Consider the following 16,281-nt stretch of genomic DNA (forward strand, 5'->3'; position numbering starts at 1 on the left):
CCGCTGACGCGGTGCCGTTCGGCGAACACGGCGCGGTGAAGAACCTCAATCGCGACTGGACGATCGACAAGATCAGCCTCAACGTCAAATACGATACCGATCTCGTCAAGGCGAAGAAGGTGATCAAGCAAATCGGCCAGACGCTGCTCGAAAATCCGGAATTCGGCCCTCCTATCATCGAGACGCTGAAGATGGCGGGTGTCGAGCAGTTCGGCGAATTCGCCATCGAAATCCGGCTGTCGATGATGACGAAACCTGGCGAACAATTCGTCATCCGCCGCAATGCGCTGGCGATGATCCGCAATGCCTTCCAGAAAAACGGCATCGAATTTGCCGTGCCGACCGTGCAGGTGGCGGGCGATCGCGACGCGGAGTTGATGCTGCCGTGGCGCGCTATGCCGCGCATGCACGGGCGGGCAGCGAGCCGGCGGCGCAAATCCTCACATCGCGCCGGCGGCTGCGATCAGCAGGCCGCCAATGATCGCCATGTTGGTTTTCCAGGTATTGATTGCGCTGTCGCGCGCCGTTCCCTGCATGTCCCAGAAATTCAGCAGCATGATGGTGGCGGCAAGGGTGAAGATGACGAGACCGAATGCCGCCGCCGTGACGAAAAGTCCCAGCATCAACAGGAGGCCGGCCGCGATCTGGAACAGGCTGCCCGAGAGCAGCACCCATTTCGCGAAAGGAATGCCGCGCGCTTCGATCGCCGCGGTCAGCGGCACGATGACGAAAAAATGATGAATACCGCCCGCGACATAGAGGCCGCCCAGCAATAGGCGGCCGAGGACAAGCACCATGAAGGCCGGACCATCCTGCATATCGAACTGTTCTCCCGGATCTCAAATCCCATCGCATGGCCAAGTTCTTTCGAAGCTTACGAAAATGCAATGTGCCGCGACGCTTGCCTGCGCAAATTCGCCCCAATTGAGGATAATTGAGGCGCAACGGGCGGGGCGGGTAGCGGCGGCATGGCTTCATAGAGCTTCCATGCCTCCTATGTTACGTCTTTCAAAAATGATTCCCGCCACGCTAGCAGTTGCGACAGGTACGAGATGTCGGGTCACGGCAATTTGGAAAATATGGAAGAATCGGGCGGGTTTTCTTTTGGCGCGCTATTCAGACGGTACAGAACGCCGCTGCTGGCAGCCGCGTCACTGGTGGTCTTCTGCCTCGTCGGTTACGCGATCATGCAGCTCACCAACGAGGTGCGCTATGACGATGTCGTCGGTGCGCTGGCCGGGACCAGGCCGAGCGCAATCCTGCTTGCGTTGTTCTTCACGGCGCTCAGTTTCCTCGCGCTGATCTTCTACGATCTCAACGCCATCGAATATATCGGCAAGAAGCTGCCCTTTCCGCATGTGGCGCTGACGGCGTTCAGTGCCTATGCGGTCGGCAATACCGCTGGTTTTGGCGCGCTTTCGGGCGGCGCGATCCGCTACCGCACCTATACGCGCCTTGGGCTCTCGCCGGAGGATATCGGCCGCATTATCGCCTTCGTCACGCTGTCCTTCGGATTGGGGCTTGCGGGCGTGGCGGCAATCGCCCTCATCGTCATCGCCGACGAGATCGGCCCGCTCGTCGGCGTGAACCCCTTCCTTCTGCGGCTGATCGCCGGTTCGATCGTCGCCATTCTGGGCGCGGTGATGATCATCGGCCGCGACGGGCGTGTGCTCAATCTCGGGCCTGTGGCAATCCGCCTGCCGGATTCGCGCACCTGGTCGCGCCAGTTCCTCGTTACCGCCTTCGATATCGCCGCCTCGGCGTCCGTGCTTTACGTGCTGCTGCCGCAGACGGCCATCGGCTGGCCGGTCTTCCTCGCCGTCTATGCGATCGCAGTTGGACTCGGCGTGCTCAGCCATGTTCCGGCCGGGCTCGGCGTGTTCGAAACCGTGATCATCGCCTCGCTCGGCAGCGCGGTGAACATCGATGCCGTGCTCGGATCACTGGTACTCTACCGGCTGGTCTACCATGTGCTGCCGCTGCTGATCGCTGTGCTCGCGGTCTCGGCGGCGGAGCTGCGTCGTTTCGTCGATCATCCGGCCGCCTCCAGCATGCGGCGCATCGGCGGACGGCTGATGCCGCAGCTGCTGTCGGCTCTCGCGCTGCTGCTCGGCGTCATGCTGGTGTTTTCGAGCGTCACGCCGACACCGGACCAGAACCTCGAATTCCTCTCCAACTATCTGCCGCTGCCGATGGTCGAAGGGGCGCATTTCCTCTCCAGCCTGCTGGGACTGGCGCTCGTCGTCGCCGCCCGCGGCCTCGGCCAGCGGCTCGACGGCGCCTGGTGGGTGGCCGTGTTCTCCGCGCTTGCCGCCTTGACTTTGTCGCTGTTGAAGGCGATCGCGCTTGTCGAAGCCGCGTTTCTCGCCTTCCTCATCTTCGGGCTCTTCGTCAGCCGCCGGCTCTTTACCCGCCAGGCCTCGCTGCTCAACCAGGCGCTGACGGCGTCCTGGCTGATGGCGATCGCCGTGATCGTCGTCGGCGCCGTCGTCATCCTGCTCTTCGTCTATCGCGACGTCGAATACAGCAACCAGCTCTGGTGGCAGTTCGAATTCACCGCCGAGGCGCCGCGGGGCTTACGCGCCGTCCTCGGCATCACCATCATCTCGTCGGCGATCGCCGTCTTCAGCCTGCTCCGTCCGGCGAGCTTCCGGCCGGAGCAGGCCACGGACGAGGCTCTGGCGCGTGCCGTCGAGATCGTCATGAAGCAGGGAAATGCTGACGCCAATCTGGTGCGCATGGGCGACAAGAGCATTATGTTCTCGGAAAATGGCGACGCTTTCATCATGTATGGCCGGCAGGGCCGCTCCTGGATCGCGCTGTTCGATCCGGTCGGCGACCATCACGCCGTGCAGGAACTCGTCTGGCGTTTCGTCGAAGCTGCGCGCGCCGCCGGCTGCCGGGCCGTATTCTACCAGATATCGCCGGCGCTGCTGTCGCATTGCGCCGATGCCGGCCTGCGCGCCTTCAAGCTCGGCGAACTGGCGGTGGCCGATCTCAGGACCTTCGAGATGAAGGGCGGCAAATGGGCGAACCTTCGCCAGACGGCAAGCCGCGCCCAGCGCGACGGGCTGGAATTCGCCGTCGTCGAACCTGAAGACGTGCGCTCGGTCATCGATGACCTTTCCGCCGTTTCCACGGCCTGGCTCGAGCATCACAATGCCAAGGAAAAGGGCTTCTCGCTCGGCGCCTTCGATGCCGATTACGTCTCCTCGCAGCCGGTCGGCATCCTGAAAAAGGACGGCAGGATCGTCGCCTTCGCCAATATCCTCGTGACCGAATCCAGACAGGAGGGCACGATCGATCTCATGCGCTTCTCGCCGGATGCGCCGAAGGGCTCGATGGACTTTCTCTTCGTGCAGATCATGGAATATCTGCGCGCACAGGGTTTCACCCACTTCAATCTCGGCATGGCGCCCCTCTCCGGCATGTCGAAACGCGAGGCGGCGCCCGTCTGGGACCGCATCGGCAGCACCGTTTTCGAACACGGCGAGCGCTTCTATAACTTCAAAGGCCTTCGGGCATTCAAATCCAAGTTTCATCCGCACTGGCAACCGCGCTATCTTGCGGTCTCCGGAGGGGGCAATCCGATGATCGCGTTGATGGACGCGACATTTCTGATCGGGGGCGGATTGAAAGGGGTAGTGAGAAAATGATCAGAACAATCCTTCTTGCCACGGCATGCGCCTGCATGCTCGCGGCCGCACCGGCTGATGCCGCCGAAGAGACCACACAGAGCTTCGAAGCCGGACTCATCCCGTCGCCCCACATCTTTCTACCGGAAGGGGAGGTGAAGGGCACGGTGATGCTGATCTCGGATGCCGCCGGCTGGGGCGACTATGAGAAGGCCGAAGCCGACAGGCTGGTCGCCGAAGGCGCCGTCGTCATCGGCGTCGACTTCCCCTCCTATATCCAGGCGCTCAACCGGTACGACGTCAGCCTCAATGACGGCTGCGTCTACATGGTCTCGGACATCGAATCGCTGAGCCAGCAGGTGCAGCGCGCGACCGGCAACAGTGCCTATCACCTGCCGATCGTCGCCGGCATCGGCGAGGGCGGGGCCTTAGCGCTGGCGATTGCCGCGCAGACGCCGGATGCGACGATCGGCCAGACGCTTGCTGTCGATCCGAAGGCCGGCATTCCGCTCGCCCAGGGACTTTGCACGCCGGCTTCCAAGAAGGTCGTCGGCCAACGCACCATGTATGGCCTCAGCGACGGCGCTCTGCCGGATCCGATCGTCACCGTCTTTACGCCCAATGCCGACAAGGATGGCAGGGCGCATGCCGAAGCGCTGAAGAAGATCCATGCTGCGATGGAGATCCGCGATTCCACCGACGATGCGCAGACGGTGTTTGCCGATACGCTCGACGATCTCGTCACCGCCTCCGGCGCCTTCGGCAATCCGCTCGGCCTGCCGCTGGCAATCCTTGAGGCGACTCCCGCCCTCGATACGATGGCGGTGATCTATTCCGGCGACGGCGGTTGGCGCGACATCGACAAGGAGGTCGGCGGCACGCTGCAGAAGGAAGGCATTCCCGTCGTCGGCATCGATTCGCTCCACTATTTCTGGTCGGAGCGCAAGCCGGAGGAGACAGCCGGCGATCTTTCGAAGATCATCGACTTCTACCGCAAGCAGTGGAAGGTGAAGCATGTGCTGCTCGTCGGTTATTCCTTCGGCGCCGATGTGGTACCCGCCACTTACCAGCTCCTCAAGCCGGCTGAAAAGTCGGCAGTGGCGCAATTGTCGCTGCTGTCGCTGTCACACGAAGTCGACTATGTCATTTCCGTTCTCGGCTGGCTCGGCCAGAAAACGGATGGGGCCGGAGGCGATCCCGTCAGCGATCTGAAGAACATCGATCCGAAGCTCGTGCAATGCATCTACGGCAAGGACGACGATGACGATGTCGCCTGTCCGGCGGTGAAGGAGAGCGGCGCCGAGGTGATCGAACTGCCCGGCGACCACCATTTCGACGAGAATTACGACCTTCTTACCAAGACGATCATCGACGGACTGAAGAGGCGGCTGCTGAATTAAAGCGTCGTGCGTCCGATAGGACGCGCTAAGCGCGCTTTACCATGAAATCAGCGCATCAGCTTCTCTTCACTCCAGCCGAAGTCTGCAAGTTCGCTGCTGCGAAACCTCGCATCGTCGGCGACGATGAATTCGTCGAGCTGCGGCGGGGCGACGCTGGTGCCGGCGAGAATCGCATGCACCTGTCCGCGATGATGGGTCTGATGCTGGAAGAGGTGGCCGAGCACGTCCTCCATCCGCTCCTCTTGGATGCGGTCGCCGCGATGGAGGTTGATGGTCGAGGTGAGCCTCTCCGGCGTCAGGGCCTCGCAAAGCGCCACCAGGCGCTGATCGACCTTCGCCTGCGCTGCTGCGAGCGAGGAAATGTCATCGAACGGTTCGTCGACCTCGAAGGCCTTGAGCCCGAGCGTGCCGCCTTCCAGGCCGTCGACATAGAACCAGTCGACCGTGATGATATGGTTCAAGGTTTCCTTGATGGAGGGGAAGAAACTCGTGCGCGGCGCTTCGAATTCGCCGGGCTTCAATGTCGCGCAGGCCTGAAGCAGCCGGCGGTTGGCAAGGGCGTTGTTATAGGCAAGTTTGCGGAATGGCCTGACAGGATCGAAGGTCGGCAACGGCGCATCTCCTCTTTAAGCGCTTTTGGCTACAGCACCGGGCGCCTGTGACGCGCAAGGGGCGCTGTAACACCTCGACTGCTTGCGTCAGTCTTTGCCGTCGAGATCGCCGTCCCGCCAGACGAGATGACGTGGCGCAACGGGTAGGTTTTCGATCTCATCGGCGATGAAATAGGGCGGGATGTCGAGTGCGGTCAGGGCATTACGCGTTGCCGGCACCCATTTGAACTCGAGATGGTTGTCGCCGTCCTCGACCCGATGGATGATCTCGCCGGACAAAAAGGGGAATTCCGGCGGGAGGTCCATCAGGTAATAGAGACCAAGTTCATGCCAGTCGCGCTGTTTGTAGCGGAAAAAGTTCTCGACGATCCACAGCAGCCGATGGACGGTCACCTCAACGCCCAGCTCCTCCACCATCTCCCGTTTCAGCGTTTCCTCCGACGTCTCGCCGATTTCCGCCCTGCCGCCTGGAAAGGTCCAGAAGGGCTCATGCACGGCGCGATGGACGAGCACGTGGCCATCGCGAAAGCCGAGGCCGGCGATCCGATAGTTGAAACGCTCAGCGCCCGCTTTCAGGCGGATGAGAGTGCGCTTGGCCATGCCATTCTTATCCAAGATCGATCACGACAATTTCCGGCGGCACGCCGAAGCGCACCGGTGCTATGGAGCAGCCGAGGCCGCCGGAAACGATGATATTCCGCCCCTCCTCGATCATATGGCCATAGGCATAGCGGTTACCATAACGCGAGGGGACGATCGGCGAACGGCCGAGGAGGCGGATCTGTCCGCCATGCGTGTGGCCCGATAGCGTCAGCGAGACACGTTCAGGCACGCGCGGAAAGATATCGGGCTCATGGGCGAGCAGAATGACCGGCGCATCGTCCGTAACCTGAGCCATCGTTCCCTCAAGATCGTCGAGACCGAGCATATGTGTGCGGCCCCACTTCCTGCCGGGCAGCAGCGCCAGCTGATCCTCGAGGCCTGCCAGCCAGAAGCCGCGGCCATCCTTTTCGAGTCGAATGGCGCGGTTGCCATAGACCGTCACGCCGACGTCGGCGAGGGCCCGGTGTCCGAATGTTTCCATCCCGCCGTTCTTCTGGGCGGTCCTGTCCTCCCACCAATCATGGTTGCCCATGACCGCATGGACGCCGAGAGGGGCCCGCAAGGTGGCGAGCGCCTTCGACCATTGGCTCGAATGCACGTACTGCGTCACCATGTTCATGCCGGCGGCATAATCGCCGAGCAGGACGGTGACATCGCCTTCGAGTTCATTTGCCCGGTGGCAGATCGCGGCAATGCGGCTTGTCGACATCCAGGGTTCGCAGGCATGGAGATCGGCGAGCGCAACGACGCGCAGCTTGAGCCCCGGCGTCCATCCCGGCGGCGTCAGCTGATAGCGGGTGATGGCGAGCCGCGCGAGCGGTTCATAGGCGAAGGCGTAACCACCGAGCGACATGACGCCTGCGACACTGCCGCCCAGAACCTTGAAAAATCCACGGCGCGTGATCACTCAGTTGTCCTCCTGGAACAGCCGGAACTGCGCAGCCTCCATATCCTTGGGCGGTTGCATTCCCAGATGTTTCCACGCGATTGCGGTCAGAACACGGCCGCGTGGCGTGCGCTGAATGAAACCCTGCTGGATCATGTAGGGTTCGATAATGTCCTCGATCGCGTCGCGCGGCTCGGAAAGGCCGGCGGCAATGGTTTCGATGCCGACCGGGCCGCCGCCGAAATTGACGGCGATCATGTTGAGGTAACGTTTGTCGAGCTGGTCGAAGCCGACATTGTCGACCAGCAGCCGGGTCAGCGCCTCGTCGGCGATCTCGCGGGTGACAGCTTCCGCCCTTGCCACCTCGGCGAAGTCGCGCACGCGCCGAAGCAGCCGGCCGGCGATCCGTGGAGTGCCACGGGCGCGTCTTGCGATCTCGCGGGCGCCCTCCTCGGTGATCGGCAGGTTCATCAGCCGCGCGCCACGACGCACGATCAGTTCCAGCTCCTCGACGGTGTAGAAGCTCAGGCGCACAGGAATGCCAAAGCGGTCGCGCAGCGGCGTCGTCAACAGACCGAGGCGGGTGGTGGCCGCCACCAGCGTGAATTTCGACAGGTCGATCTTCACCGAGCGAGCGGCAGGGCCCTCGCCGATGATGAGGTCGAGCTGGAAATCTTCCATGGCCGGATAGAGGATTTCCTCGACGGCGGGATTGAGCCGATGGATTTCGTCGATGAAGAGCACGTCGCGCTCCTCGAGATTGGTGAGCAGAGCAGCGAGATCGCCGGCCTTGGCGATCACAGGGCCCGACGTCGAGCGAAAGTTGACGCCGAGTTCTTTGGCCATGATCTGCGCCAGCGTCGTCTTGCCGAGGCCGGGCGGCCCGACGAAGAGCACATGGTCCAGCGCTTCGCCGCGGTTTTTCGCCGCCTCGATGAAGACCTTGAGATTGGCGCGCGCCTCCGCCTGGCCGGTGAACTCGTCCAGCGATTGCGGGCGCAGCGTGATATCAAGGTCTTCGCCCCGCTTTTCCGGCGATATCAGGCGGGCGGGTTCGCTCATGTCAAAAGTTCCATTCCAGGTATGGTTTTTGCGGTTTGGTCATCGAATGTGCTGGTTGTCACGCAACCCGCATCACGATTACGAAGAGCGATGAAGACATCTGCAAATTCTGCATTCGTCCGCACCATGATTGCGAGCGTCTCCTCGACTATTCTTTCATCTTCGAGGATCAGGTCGGCCGAGTCCAACAAGTCTGAAATCGCCTCCATGATCTGTTCTCTTTTCAGCTTGATCCGTTGTCTCAAGAACCACACGCATTCCATCAGCGTGATGCAATTTATATAGCCCGGTGCCGTCTCGGAAAGGCTGGCAAAAAGCGTCGTGACCTTCTCCGTCTGGACAGCATCGTCCTTCAGAAAGAAGCGCAGTAAGATATTGGTGTCGAGACCAATCATCTTGCTCTATTCACATGATCGGCGATGGCTTCGCCAATTGCCTCGTCCATTTCCCTCAAAGTGGTCGTCGGTCGATTCGGATCGTGAAACTTGCCTGCGAGGTCGATGGCGCGTTTGTTCTTGGCTTTCATGATGATTTCGCCATCGCGGTTGATGTAGCGGATCCTGTCGCCGGACTTCAGATTCAGCAATTCACGAACTTCCGCCGGAATTGTTGTCTGGCCCTTCGATGTCATCGTACCGTAGTAGATATTCATGCGGATCTCCTTACCAATCAAGTTTCGTAAGGAATTGCGATATATTCAAGGAGATCACCGCGCGCCCAGTTCCTTCAATCCCAGCCTGATCAGCTTGGCGCTGTCGGCGCCATCGCCCGCCGTCTTCATTGCCGCGGCAATCGCGTTCGCCGCCTGGTCGCGGGAATAGCCGAGGTTGGTCAGCGCAGATACTGCATCGGCGACGGGTGCTGCGGCGACACCTTCGCCGAGTTCCTGCTTGAGAGCAATATTGATCGCTTCGCCGGCAAAGGCCGGCGCCCGGTTCTTGAGCTCGGTGACAAGACGCATCGCCACTTTGGGACCGACGCCCGGCGCACGCGAGACGGCGGCGCGGTCCTGCAGGGCGATCGCATTGGCAAGTTCGCCTGGCGTCAGCGTTGAGAGCACGGCGAGCGCCACCTTGGCGCCGACGCCCTGAACGCTCTGGAGCAGGTTGAACCATTCCCGCTCCAGAGCGGTCATGAAACCGAAGAGCCTCAGCTGATCCTCGCGCACATAGGTTTCGATGAACAGCACGCAGGCCTCACCGGCCGAGCCGAGCTTTGACAGGGTGCGGGCCGAGCAATGGGCGACGTAGCAGACGCCGTGCACATCGACGAGCACATAGTCTTCGCCGATCTCGTCTATGGTGCCTTTCAGCTTGCCGATCATGGGTCGCGGTCTCTCAGCAGATGGAAACAAGTCAGGTATAGATTAACCGGCCAGCGCCTGTCGCATCCGGTTGCTGCCGCGATTATGCGCATGGCAGATGGCGATCGCCAAGGCGTCGGCGGCGTCGTTGCCCTTGAATTCGACCTTCGGCATCAGGATCTTCAACATCATGTGGATCTGCTGCTTTTCGCCGTGGCCGACGCCGATGACGGCCTTCTTCACGGCGTTCGGGGCATATTCGGAGACCGGCAGGCCGGCGCGCGCCGGCACCAGCATGGCAATGCCGCGGGCCTGGCCAAGCTTCAGGGTCGCCACCGCATCCTTGTTGACGAAGGTCTGTTCGACGGCGGCTTCATCCGGCTTATAGCTGTGGACGATCTCCGCCAGGCCGTCGTGCAATTGGCAAAGGCGGGAGGCAAGGTCCATGTCGCCATCGGAAGTCACGGTTCCAGACGCGACAAACCGCAGGGAATTACCCAGCGTGTCGATGATTCCCCAGCCGGTGCGGCGAAGTCCGGGATCAATACCGACGATGCGAATCGTATTTTGCATGGTTCAACCTATAGCGATCGCGAAATAAGTGCCATCGATATGTGAACAAAACAAAAACACTCCCGGATTTAAGCCCCGCCATTTACCGCGAATTAAAACAGATGCCTGAATTCTAGTCGTCAATACGAAAGGGGCTTCTTTTCGCGAAGATTAAGCCTCCGATGTTCTGTTTACAGGGTCGGTCGATCAGGCATGCGCTGCATGCCCGGCTGGCAAGCGCGTTCAGAAGGGGTTCGTCGTACATGGCACAGAGATTTCAATCCCTGTCCTTCAAGGTCATCGTCACATTCATTTTGCTGACCGTACTGTCGATCGCGGTCATCGACGTGCTGGCCTATTTCGCCAGCAGCCGCATCTCCGACGAGCAGGCGCTGAAGGCCAAGGAAAGCGTGTTGATCTTCCGCGGCGACATGCTGCAGGACCAGCTGGCGCAGCTTGAAAACCAGGCCAACTCGATTGCGCGCATCGAGGCGCTGCAAATGTCGATCACCAGCCTGAAGAGCGGCTGGAAGACCATCGAGAAGACCTCGGGGAATGCCCGCGCCGAGCTGAAGAAGGTGTTCATATCGGACAATCCCAATCCGGCCGACCAGCGTGAGAAGCTCATGAAGCCGGAAGGGCCGAGCGGCTTTTATTATTCGAACCATGAGAAGACGCAGGGCGAAGTCGCCCGCGACCTCGAGGATACCGCCTTCAGCGACCTGCTGATCGCCGATCTCGAGGGCACGGTCCTCTATTCCTATAAGAAGGAGGACGACTTCGCCGAGAACCTGAAGTCGGACGCCTGGAAGGCAACCGGCGCCGGCATCGCTTTCGCCAAGGCGATCGAGAATACTGCCAAGGCGACGGATGACGCCGCGCCGACGAGTTTTTCCGGCCTTCGCGTCGATGCCGGCAGCGGCAAATCGGCGATCTTCTATGCCGTGCCGATCATCAAGCTCGGAGCAGCCAAGGGCATCATTCTTTTCAAGGTGCGCGACGACATCGTCACCGGAATCCTCGCCAAGGGCATCGTCCCGGGCAGCACGGCTCGGGCGGCGATCGTCTCCGGCGATGGTTCCGCGGTCGGTCTCGACGCGAACGGCAGGCTCGCGACGCTCGATGCGACACCCTTCACCTTCATCAAGGATGCGCTTGCCAGTTCGGCGATGACGGTTGCTGGTTTTGACCGGGCGGACGGAGCGGCTCGTGCCTATGTTCGTGGCATCGACTATCGCGGCGACCGCTTCCTGGTGGTCGAGAGTGTGCTTCTGAGCGAGCTCAATGCCGGCTCGATCGAGATCGCCACCCTGCTGACGATGATCGGCATCGGCGTGCTCGTGGTCATGGCGATCGCGACCGGGCTCGTCACCAATTTGCTGTTTTCGCCGCTTGCGCGGCTTGCCGGCGTCACCCGCGATGTCGCCGACGGCAAGCTCGACAGCGAGATCGGCAGCCTGAACCGCAAGGACGAGATCGGCACGATGGCCAACGCGCTCGACCGCTTCCGTCACTCGCTGATCGAAAGCCGCGAGCTCGAAGCCGCCAGTGAAGAGACGCGCCTACAGGCCGAGCACGACCGCCAGCAGAACCTGGCCGAGCGTGAAGCCGAGGCGAAAACGCTGCAGCAGGTGGTCGAGGCGATTGACGAGGGCCTGCATCATCTGGCGAGCGGCGATCTTGCTTATCAGATCGATACCCGTTTCCCGAACGAGCTTGAAAGCCTGCGCGTCAATTTCAACGAGGCGCTGGCGACGCTCAGCGAAACCATGACGGCAATCGGCGGCAACTCGATGGCGGTGCGCGCCGGCTCCGAGGAGATGCGCACGGGCGCCGACGAACTTGCCGGTCGCACCGAGCGCCAGGCCGGCTCGATCACCGAGACGGCGAATGCGATCAGCGCCATCACACAGTCGGTCCGCCGGCAGATCGAGCGAGCCGAGCAGGCCGAGCGCATTGCCCGCGACGCCAAGAAGGAGACGACCGGCTCAGGCCAGATCATGCGCGAGACGATTGCGGCGATGGAGGCAATTCAGGCCTCTTCGCGCCAGATCAACACGATCATTTCAGTCATCGACGACATCGCCTTCCAAACCAACCTTCTGGCGCTCAATGCCGGCGTCGAGGCGGCGCGCGCCGGTGAATCCGGCAAGGGCTTCGCCGTCGTTGCCATGGAAGTGCGCGAGTTGGCCCAGCGTTCGTCGAGTGCGGCCAAGGAGATTTCCAGCCTGCTGCAGAAATCGACGCATGAGGTTGAAAGCGGCGTTACGCTTGTGGAAAAAGCGGGCGTCGCCCTGACGGGCATCGGCGCCCATGTCGAGGCGATCAACGGGCAGATCAACGAGATGATGAGTGCGACCCGCGAGGAGGCCAATACGCTGCGCGAGATCAATAGCGCCGTTGCCGAACTCGACGCGATGACGCAGCAGAACGCCTCGATGGTCGAGGAGACAACGGCGGCGATCCACCGGCTGGCGACAGAAGCCTTGGAAATGGACCGCCAGCTCGGCAATTTCACGCTTCCTCACGGCCACCACCAGCCGAGCGCCGAGGTGCATGTGCTGCGCCGTCATCGGTAAACGATCGCTTCTGACCTTGCACAAGGGTCGCGCTCGCGCGGCCTTTTTTGTTTGTGCGCATGGTTTGGAATGGTGCGGGCGCGAACCTACATAGACGGCATCGTTCAACTGCCCGGCAGGTTTCCCATGGTTCCCTTCTCCATACTCGACCTTTCCCCCGTTGCCGAAGGCAGCACCGTGCGCCAGTCCCTCGAAAGTTCGGCGCGGATGGCTGTGAAGGCCGAGGAATTCGGTTACAAGCGCTTCTGGCTTGCCGAACATCACGGCATGCCGGGGATCGCCAGTGCTGCCACTGCCGTCGTCATCGGCCATGTCGGGGCTGCGACAAAGCGCATCCGCATCGGCTCCGGCGGCATCATGCTGCCCAATCATTCACCGCTGGTCATCGCCGAGCAGTTCGGCACGCTGGAGGCGCTCTTCCCCGGCCGCATCGATCTCGGCCTCGGGCGCGCACCGGGAACGGACATGCGCACGGCACAAGCGCTGCGGCGCAATCTCGAGGCCGGCGCAAACAGCTTCCCCAGCGACGTGGTGGAACTGCAGCAACTCCTGGGCACACCGGTCGAGAACCAGGCAATTCTTGCCGTGCCGGGCAACAGTTCGCACATCCCGATCTGGCTGCTTGGCTCCAGCCTCTACAGTGCCCAGCTCGCCGGCATGCTCGGCCTTCCCTATGCCTTCGCCTCGCATTTCGCGCCCGACATGCTGCTCGATGCGATCGCGATCTACCGCGACCGCTTCCAGCCTTCGGCGACGCTGGACAAGCCCTACGTGATGGTCGGCGTCATGGGCGCGGTAGCGGCGACTGACGAGGAGGCGCGGTACCGTTTCACCTCCGCTGAGCAGCAGTTCGTCAATCTGCGCCGCAATGTCCGCGGCCCGTTCCCGCGTCCAGTGGCTGACATGGACGCTTTCTGGTCGCCGATGGAAAAGATGAATGTCGAACACACGCTGCGTTATGCTGTAGTGGGATCACCGAAGACGGCGGAGGCGAAACTGACGGGGTTTCTACAGGAAACGCAGGCCGACGAGGTGATCATCTCGATGCCGATCCACGACATCGAGGCGCGGCTGACATCGGTGGAACTATTTGCAGGGCTGGGGAGCTTTATGCGAGCCGCCGCCTAGTCTAGGATTTACACAGGGATCTTCCCGGCAAGAAAAAACCCGGCGTTGCAGCCGGGTTTTTATTTGACACCTGCCTGGGGAGATCAGGCCGAGAGCTTCGCCAGGACTTCTTCCGAGACTTCGAAGTTGGAATAGACGTTCTGCACGTCGTCATCGTCTTCCAGGCTGTCGATAAGTTTCAGCAGCGACTGGGCTTTTTCCTCGTCTACCGGCACGTTGTTCTGGGCGCGCCAGACGGCCTTGACGGTTTCGGCTTCGCCGAGGCTCGATTCCAGCGCTTTTGCCACTTCGCCGAGGGCTTCGAAGGCGCAGGTGATGTAGTGGCCGTCTTCGTCGGTCTCGACGTCATCGGCGCCGGCTTCGATCGCGGCTTCCATCACCTTGTCGGCATCGCCGACGGAAAGCTTGTAGGTGATTTCGCCGACATGGTCGAAGGAGAAGGAGACGGAGCCGGTTTCGCCGAGAGCGCCGCCGGCCTTGGTGAAGCTCGAGCGGACGTTGGAGGCGGTGCGGTTGCGGTTGTCGGTCAGCGCCTCGACGATGATCGCCGTGCCGCCGGGGCCATAACCTTCATAGCGGACTTCATCATAATTTTCGCCATCGGCGCCGGCTGCCTTCTTGATGGCGCGGTCGATATTGTCCTTCGGCATAGACTGAGCCTTGGCGTTCTGGATCGCCAGGCGAAGACGGGCGTTCATCGTCGGGTCGGGCAGGCCGGCCTTGGCGGCAACGGTGATTTCGCGCGCAAGCTTGGAGAACATTTTCGACCGCACGGCATCCTGACGGCCTTTGCGGTGCATGATGTTTTTAAACTGTGAATGGCCAGCCATGGCACCCCTGTTCACGTCTCATTATTCGGAATGGGCCGCCTTATAAGAGCGAAACGGCACCCGTTCAAGGAAAAAGCAGTTCGGAACAAAGGCGAGGGGATGACGTTTCAACCGAACTCCATCCAACGGAAAGGAACGGTCATGGCAAGTCTCAGCGAGGCGCAGGAACATCCAGCACGTCAGCTCTGGGATCAGGTCAACGGCGTTCATGCCGGCATGCTCGGAATTTCCGGACTCGACATGCACATGCAGCCGATGGCGCCCCATGCCGATCCCACCACCAACACCATCTGGTTTTACACCAAGACCGACGCCGACATCGTGCGCGCCATCAAGCCCGGTAGCCGCGCGCATTTCTGCGTGATCGGCAAGGATCACGACTATCACGCCTGCCTCGCCGGTGTGATCGAGGTGCATCCTGACCCCTCCAAGATCGAGGAATATTGGAGCTCGATCGTCGCGGCCTGGTATGACGGCGGCAAGAAGGACCCCAAGCTCACCATGCTGTCCCTCCATGTCGACGATGCCGAGATCTGGGTTTCCACAGGCAACAAGTTGAAATTCGGCTGGGAGATCGCCAAAGCCAATCTCGACGACGACAAGATGCCGGATGTCGGCATCAAGCGCCATCTTCAGTTCGCCTGATGCGGGAGCAATCCAAAGTGCTACAGCGTCCTTTACCCGTCTGAAAAGACGCGCGGCGCTGTAGAGGGAAAACCGCGGGCCTTACTGCGCACCCTTCAAGACATAGATCAGTGGCTTTTTCGGCAGCGTGCGCATCGAGACGGTGATACTGTCATCGGGCGCATTGGCGACGTCGAAATCCTTGCCGAACATCGAAACGAAGGCTTCGACCGGCGGGCCGCGCCGGTGCATCGGCAGGATCAACGACGAGCGAAGCCGCTTGATGACGCGGCTCATGCTGTCGGCGCCCATGGTCAGTCCGCCATCGACCGGGACCATGACGACGTCGAGGCGGCCGATCTCTGTATAATGGGTATCCGTCAGCTCGTAATGCAGGTGGCCGAGATGGCCGATGCAGAGGCCAGCGATCTCGAAGATGAAGATGGAATTGCCGTTTTCGTGGGAGCCGCCGAGGCCATAGCTGAAGCGGATATCCGTCGTGACGTTGCGGATATAGGCATCGCCGACGACGAGATTGACATTGGCCTTCTCGTCCGGAACATCGCTCCACCCGTGCAGTACGTGCTTGATGCCCGGATCGGGCGCCAAGGTGAAGTGGGTCGAGTGGGCCTTGTTCATGGTCACGACGTCAGGCATCGCCGCCGGCCTGTACCAGCCATTATAGTCTGTCGCGATGACGATTCCGCCCGGGGTCTCGATCGCGAAGGTGGAGTGGCCGAGGAAGGTGAGTTTCACGTCCTCGCCCTCGGAGACGGCAGGCACCAGGGGCGGAGCGCCGGAAAAGCTTGCGAAGGTCACCTTGGGCATGGTTTGCGCGATCGCCTGGCACTGGCTGACCGGTGGCCGCTGCTCTTGCGCTCCGGCAAGTTTCGGCGCGGCGAAGGCCGCAAGGCATGCGATAGCGAGAACAAGATATCGCGGCTTCATGCCACCCCTCCGGCGCTATATCACCTTCAATCCGAGTGGCGGGGAGGATGCGGCATGAGGCCGCAGGGGTCCAGACCGAGGATGCTCACAATTGCGTGTTGGACGGCCGCGCGTCGCCTG

16 protein-coding genes and 1 pseudogene are annotated in these 16,281 nt (G+C 61.4%); 6 read left to right on the top strand and 11 right to left on the bottom strand.

Translation table 11 applies throughout. The features are described 5' to 3' along the window. Positions 1 to 5 precede the first annotated feature (5 nt). Positions 6 to 481 (top strand): annotated as a pseudogene (locus G9X64_RS18640) (mechanosensitive ion channel family protein); the annotation flags it as partial. On the opposite strand, the gene G9X64_RS18645 reads toward G9X64_RS18640, so the two are convergent. After that, positions 441 to 818, bottom strand: coding sequence for a DoxX family membrane protein (locus G9X64_RS18645; RefSeq protein ID WP_168315347.1), 378 nt, complete (start codon positions 816 to 818; stop codon positions 441 to 443). The pseudogene G9X64_RS18640 and the gene G9X64_RS18645 sit on opposite strands and share 41 nt — an antisense overlap. Before the next feature lie 234 nt (positions 819 to 1,052). Between G9X64_RS18645 and mprF the strand changes: the two genes are divergently transcribed. After that, a complete protein-coding gene (gene mprF, locus G9X64_RS18650; RefSeq protein ID WP_171377155.1) occupies positions 1,053 to 3,656 on the top strand; it encodes a bifunctional lysylphosphatidylglycerol flippase/synthetase MprF in 2,604 nt (867 codons plus the stop codon). After that, positions 3,653 to 5,035, top strand: coding sequence for a virulence factor family protein (locus G9X64_RS18655; RefSeq protein WP_168308484.1), 1,383 nt, complete (start codon positions 3,653 to 3,655; stop codon positions 5,033 to 5,035). Before mprF ends, G9X64_RS18655 begins: the two co-directional genes overlap by 4 nt. 47 nt (positions 5,036 to 5,082) lie before the next feature. Here the strand turns inward: G9X64_RS18655 and G9X64_RS18660 are convergent, their stop codons facing one another. From G9X64_RS18660 to ruvC, 8 genes are all read right to left on the bottom strand, one after another. Then, the gene (locus G9X64_RS18660; protein WP_171377156.1) at positions 5,083 to 5,646 is read right to left on the bottom strand and encodes a DinB family protein; all 564 of its coding nucleotides are present in this window, start codon (positions 5,644 to 5,646) and stop codon (positions 5,083 to 5,085) included. A gap of 87 nt (positions 5,647 to 5,733) precedes the next feature. After that, a complete protein-coding gene (locus G9X64_RS18665; protein ID WP_171377157.1) occupies positions 5,734 to 6,246 on the bottom strand; it encodes an NUDIX hydrolase in 513 nt (170 codons plus the stop codon). 7 nt (positions 6,247 to 6,253) lie between these two features. Continuing rightward, complete coding sequence (locus G9X64_RS18670) at positions 6,254 to 7,156, bottom strand: metallophosphoesterase (protein ID WP_168308481.1); 903 nt, start codon at positions 7,154 to 7,156, stop codon at positions 6,254 to 6,256. Beyond that, positions 7,157 to 8,197: a Holliday junction branch migration DNA helicase RuvB gene (gene ruvB / locus G9X64_RS18675; RefSeq protein ID WP_003552548.1), complete on the bottom strand. Its 1,041-nt coding sequence runs from the start codon at positions 8,195 to 8,197 to the stop codon at positions 7,157 to 7,159. Continuing rightward, positions 8,194 to 8,592, bottom strand: a complete 399-nt coding sequence (locus G9X64_RS18680; protein WP_168308480.1) for a type II toxin-antitoxin system VapC family toxin — start codon at positions 8,590 to 8,592, stop codon at positions 8,194 to 8,196. The genes ruvB and G9X64_RS18680 overlap by 4 nt, the downstream gene beginning before the upstream one ends. After that, the gene (locus G9X64_RS18685) at positions 8,589 to 8,849 is read right to left on the bottom strand and encodes an AbrB/MazE/SpoVT family DNA-binding domain-containing protein (RefSeq protein ID WP_168308479.1); all 261 of its coding nucleotides are present in this window, start codon (positions 8,847 to 8,849) and stop codon (positions 8,589 to 8,591) included. Before G9X64_RS18685 ends, G9X64_RS18680 begins: the two co-directional genes overlap by 4 nt. A gap of 54 nt (positions 8,850 to 8,903) precedes the next feature. Beyond that, positions 8,904 to 9,521 (bottom strand): Holliday junction branch migration protein RuvA, encoded by a 618-nt coding sequence (ruvA, locus tag G9X64_RS18690; RefSeq protein WP_168308478.1) that lies wholly within the window; start codon positions 9,519 to 9,521, stop codon positions 8,904 to 8,906. 42 nt (positions 9,522 to 9,563) lie between these two features. Next, complete coding sequence (gene ruvC / locus G9X64_RS18695; RefSeq protein ID WP_129419534.1) at positions 9,564 to 10,073, bottom strand: crossover junction endodeoxyribonuclease RuvC; 510 nt, start codon at positions 10,071 to 10,073, stop codon at positions 9,564 to 9,566. Positions 10,074 to 10,315: 242 nt separating this feature from the next. On the opposite strand from ruvC, the gene G9X64_RS18700 reads away from it, so the two are divergent. Both G9X64_RS18700 and G9X64_RS18705 read left to right on the top strand, forming a co-directional pair. Next, positions 10,316 to 12,631 carry a methyl-accepting chemotaxis protein gene (locus G9X64_RS18700; RefSeq protein ID WP_171377158.1) on the top strand — a complete coding sequence of 772 codons (2,316 nt, stop codon included), beginning with the start codon at positions 10,316 to 10,318 and terminating at the stop codon, positions 12,629 to 12,631. A 126-nt stretch (positions 12,632 to 12,757) separates the two neighbouring features. After that, on the top strand, positions 12,758 to 13,759 hold the full coding sequence (locus G9X64_RS18705; RefSeq protein ID WP_168315341.1) for an LLM class flavin-dependent oxidoreductase: 1,002 nt from the start codon (positions 12,758 to 12,760) through the stop codon (positions 13,757 to 13,759). Positions 13,760 to 13,842: 83 nt separating this feature from the next. Here the strand turns inward: G9X64_RS18705 and G9X64_RS18710 are convergent, their stop codons facing one another. Continuing rightward, positions 13,843 to 14,589: a YebC/PmpR family DNA-binding transcriptional regulator gene (locus G9X64_RS18710; RefSeq protein WP_065281176.1), complete on the bottom strand. Its 747-nt coding sequence runs from the start codon at positions 14,587 to 14,589 to the stop codon at positions 13,843 to 13,845. A gap of 141 nt (positions 14,590 to 14,730) precedes the next feature. Between G9X64_RS18710 and G9X64_RS18715 the strand changes: the two genes are divergently transcribed. Further along, on the top strand, positions 14,731 to 15,234 hold the full coding sequence (locus G9X64_RS18715; protein WP_029871965.1) for a pyridoxamine 5'-phosphate oxidase family protein: 504 nt from the start codon (positions 14,731 to 14,733) through the stop codon (positions 15,232 to 15,234). An 81-nt stretch (positions 15,235 to 15,315) separates the two neighbouring features. Here G9X64_RS18715 and G9X64_RS18720 read toward each other — a convergent pair whose 3' ends face one another. Beyond that, complete coding sequence (locus G9X64_RS18720; RefSeq protein WP_168308475.1) at positions 15,316 to 16,161, bottom strand: MBL fold metallo-hydrolase; 846 nt, start codon at positions 16,159 to 16,161, stop codon at positions 15,316 to 15,318. Positions 16,162 to 16,281: the final 120 nt, after the last annotated feature.

The sequence above is a fragment of the Rhizobium sophorae genome (genome assembly GCF_013087515.1).
In the GTDB taxonomy this organism is placed as follows: Bacteria; Pseudomonadota; Alphaproteobacteria; order Rhizobiales; family Rhizobiaceae; genus Rhizobium; species Rhizobium sophorae.

Bases quoted from the DNA above. Each gene is read 5' to 3' on its own strand.
- G9X64_RS18645 (WP_168315347.1), bottom strand. From the start codon at position 818: ATGCAGGATGGTCCGGCCTTCATGGTGCTTGTCCTCGGCCGCCTATTG.
- mprF (WP_171377155.1), top strand. From the start codon at position 1,053: ATGTCGGGTCACGGCAATTTGGAAAATATGGAAGAATCGGGCGGGTTT.
- G9X64_RS18655 (WP_168308484.1), top strand. From the start codon at position 3,653: ATGATCAGAACAATCCTTCTTGCCACGGCATGCGCCTGCATGCTCGCG.
- G9X64_RS18665 (WP_171377157.1), bottom strand. From the start codon at position 6,246: ATGGCCAAGCGCACTCTCATCCGCCTGAAAGCGGGCGCTGAGCGTTTC.
- ruvB (WP_003552548.1), bottom strand. From the start codon at position 8,197: ATGAGCGAACCCGCCCGCCTGATATCGCCGGAAAAGCGGGGCGAAGAC.
- G9X64_RS18680 (WP_168308480.1), bottom strand. From the start codon at position 8,592: ATGATTGGTCTCGACACCAATATCTTACTGCGCTTCTTTCTGAAGGAC.
- G9X64_RS18685 (WP_168308479.1), bottom strand. From the start codon at position 8,849: ATGAATATCTACTACGGTACGATGACATCGAAGGGCCAGACAACAATT.
- ruvA (WP_168308478.1), bottom strand. From the start codon at position 9,521: ATGATCGGCAAGCTGAAAGGCACCATAGACGAGATCGGCGAAGACTAT.
- ruvC (WP_129419534.1), bottom strand. From the start codon at position 10,073: ATGCAAAATACGATTCGCATCGTCGGTATTGATCCCGGACTTCGCCGC.
- G9X64_RS18700 (WP_171377158.1), top strand. From the start codon at position 10,316: ATGGCACAGAGATTTCAATCCCTGTCCTTCAAGGTCATCGTCACATTC.
- G9X64_RS18705 (WP_168315341.1), top strand. From the start codon at position 12,758: ATGGTTCCCTTCTCCATACTCGACCTTTCCCCCGTTGCCGAAGGCAGC.
- G9X64_RS18710 (WP_065281176.1), bottom strand. From the start codon at position 14,589: ATGGCTGGCCATTCACAGTTTAAAAACATCATGCACCGCAAAGGCCGT.
- G9X64_RS18715 (WP_029871965.1), top strand. From the start codon at position 14,731: ATGGCAAGTCTCAGCGAGGCGCAGGAACATCCAGCACGTCAGCTCTGG.
- G9X64_RS18720 (WP_168308475.1), bottom strand. From the start codon at position 16,161: ATGAAGCCGCGATATCTTGTTCTCGCTATCGCATGCCTTGCGGCCTTC.